The sequence below is a fragment of the Bradyrhizobium sp. CCBAU 65884 genome (genome assembly GCF_028128835.1).
Taxonomy (GTDB): Bacteria; Pseudomonadota; Alphaproteobacteria; order Rhizobiales; family Xanthobacteraceae; genus Bradyrhizobium; species Bradyrhizobium ottawaense.
Genome location: NZ_LBJU01000044.1, coordinates 1 through 2,480 on the forward strand (window position 1 = coordinate 1; position 2,480 = coordinate 2,480).

At 60.0% G+C, this 2,480-nt stretch carries 3 protein-coding genes; 1 reads left to right on the top strand and 2 read right to left on the bottom strand.

The features are described 5' to 3' along the window. Positions 1 to 1,563 precede the first annotated feature (1,563 nt). Complete coding sequence (locus XI03_RS01695; RefSeq protein ID WP_271591114.1) at positions 1,564 to 1,782, top strand: hypothetical protein; 219 nt, start codon at positions 1,564 to 1,566, stop codon at positions 1,780 to 1,782. A gap of 148 nt (positions 1,783 to 1,930) precedes the next feature. Here the strand turns inward: XI03_RS01695 and XI03_RS01700 are convergent, their stop codons facing one another. Continuing rightward, positions 1,931 to 2,245, bottom strand: a complete 315-nt coding sequence (locus XI03_RS01700) for a hypothetical protein (protein WP_271591115.1) — start codon at positions 2,243 to 2,245, stop codon at positions 1,931 to 1,933. Beyond that, positions 2,242 to 2,480 (bottom strand): transposase (locus XI03_RS01705; protein ID WP_271591116.1); only part of this gene is annotated, 239 nt, incomplete at its 5' end. The genes XI03_RS01705 and XI03_RS01700, both read right to left, overlap by 4 nt.

Below are 2,480 nucleotides of genomic sequence, written 5' to 3' on the forward strand. Positions count from 1 at the left end.
TAAGAGCCGGATGCCTTAATTGGGCTCGTCCGGATCCGCGCGGGGGGCGCTCAGCAATGAGCGTCCCTACCGCAAACCCACCTGTTGACCCGGTGTCACGCGTTGCTCCGATTGATTCCCGGCCGCCAAGCGATATCGCCGTGATAGGGCCGCTCGGCGCCTACCGGAATTGGTGGGGCCGCATCACTCACTCGGAATGCCCTTAACTGAACACGTTCCGACGGTAAGCCCATAGGACATCACGGCTGAGAGGTTGCAGCAAATTGCGCCGATTCATCATTCAAAAGGGAAGGCCGACTCCGAAGGCGCGGGGGCGAACCTTTCTTGAGCGGAAGAGGCTCACGCACCTTCTTGGAGCTACAATCGTACTCTGTTCGACGCGGCTCGCGCTCGCTGCGGACGCCCCCCGGGCCGGAAACAGCGAACATTAGAGAAAATTCGTCTCGGACTTCACCCCGAACGATTTCAAGATCGTTGATTCAGATGACCTTTATGCTGCCCCTGCAAAGTTCATCGGGCAGCCTATCGAGCTCCGAAACGTGAGGTGCCTCTACGCCATGGATGGCTACCACTGCATTGCACCTCAGCCCGGAATGGTTACGATTGTTTCTGCAAAGTCTGTCGCACCTGCGGCAGAACGGGAAGCCTTGAAGAACGACTGCGCGGAGATCCAGGCGATGGCTCACCTGCCCGCTTGCCGAAAGAATGTTCGAATTATCCCAAGTGACTTGACCGAAAGCTCCCTCCCCAACTACGCTGCGAAGCGAGTCGTTATGACGGCCGAGAGAATTGAAATACATCCGGCGTCGCAACCGAAGCATTAACGCCGCCGAATGCCACGCGTTGCTGCTCCGTCATCGCTTTTCTGAGCCTCAAGAGAAGAAGCAGCGCGGGCGCGACTCGGCGCTGGGAATGGATCCGACGCTGTCCCTACCGCGCCCGCGCTGCCGGTGAAGTTAGCGGCACGTGACTCGGCGCTTTGATGTGGACCGATAAGCGCTGTCCCTGCAACGCACCGCTAACTTCGGTGGCCAGCCCGTCCTCGAAGACTGAGGCTGGCCACCTTTGCTCCCGAGAGGCTCAAACTCTCAAGGGGTGCGATCAAGGAGTATCGCTGAGAAGGACTGGAAGCACCCACCTGAATTGGTGGGTTTCCGCGTCCCCGCGTGCATGTCATATCAAGCCGTTCGGCCTGCAAATGTTCGAGCTGGCTCCGCATTACCGCCGTGCCCAGGACCGAAGTTGTAGCGGCAATCCAAGCATTCACGGACTACGTCCGTAGGCCAAGCCATACACCGGCAGGAGACACGTACGGGCCACAGCGAACTGAAGAACAGGTGGCCGATTGGCGATCCCGGGTTGAAGCTATCTGCTCAAAAATGGACGCGGTGGCGGATTGCCCTCTTTCGACCTTATCCGATTTCGAGGCGCTCAGACGCGAGATGGGGACAGATTTTCCCGCAACTCCACTCGCTTTACTCAGCCGTGTAGCGGACGCATTTTTACGCTGTGGGTCGTCCCTGCAGCGGAAGCCCCATCCTCAATCATAATTGGCGGAGCCGGATGATGCCCAGCACGTTCTCGCTGCACAAGATCGAAAACGCTATACGCGACCTGGAGCAAAAAGTCGCTCACGGTGCAGAAATCAGCCGTGAGGAGCTTGCGAGCGGCGTTCTGCGGATTACGAAGCATCTTCGAGATGAACTCGAAGCCGCGCTCAAGGTCATCGATGGCCTAAAGGATCACACCGGTCCCGGGTCGACAGGCCGCTCAAAGTGGTAGCCCTTTCGATTTAAACAGCGGGAAAGTTAGCGGGGTCTGGCGGGGACAGCGCTAACTCCCCACACGGCCGGCCTCAAAGCAGCGAAAGAAGCTGACCGGGAGCGCATCGCTCGCAGAACGCGGCATAACCTAACCATCATAACGGGGCCTAGCAGGCCGTTGAAGAAGTAGCCAATCGGCGGGCGATGAAGGGAATGCCGTCGCCGCCTTCGAGGCATATCTCGCCTTCAAGCGAACCATCGGCGAGCTCTTCTGCCCAACCACGGCCTCTTGCGGGCTCCATCTCGTCGCTGCCGTCCCACGTGAACTCCACGGCATCGCCTTCGCAACGGCCATATATTGTCCCCGTGAGGCAATCCAGGGCGAACTCGCCGCCGTCGGCTGCGAACAGGATGTAAGAGCCCGCCCCGGCCATGTCGTGATCGGGCGTTTCCACTACACGCCATTTGCCCCGCACGCTCATGGCTGCACTACCAGCAGCTTGGGCAGACGGGTCAGATTGTAGGCCGCGAGCGCCAACGTAAAGGCGGCGTCCACGCGCTCGCGCCCCCGTAGCTTCACCTTGGCCAGACCGGCGGAACTCTTGATCCACCCGAACACCTCCTCAATCCGTTTGCGGCAGCGTTGGCTAATCTCGTAGCCGGCATGGCGGGTGGTGCGGGCGTCGACCGCCGTCCTGCGCGGGGTACCGGTCTTGG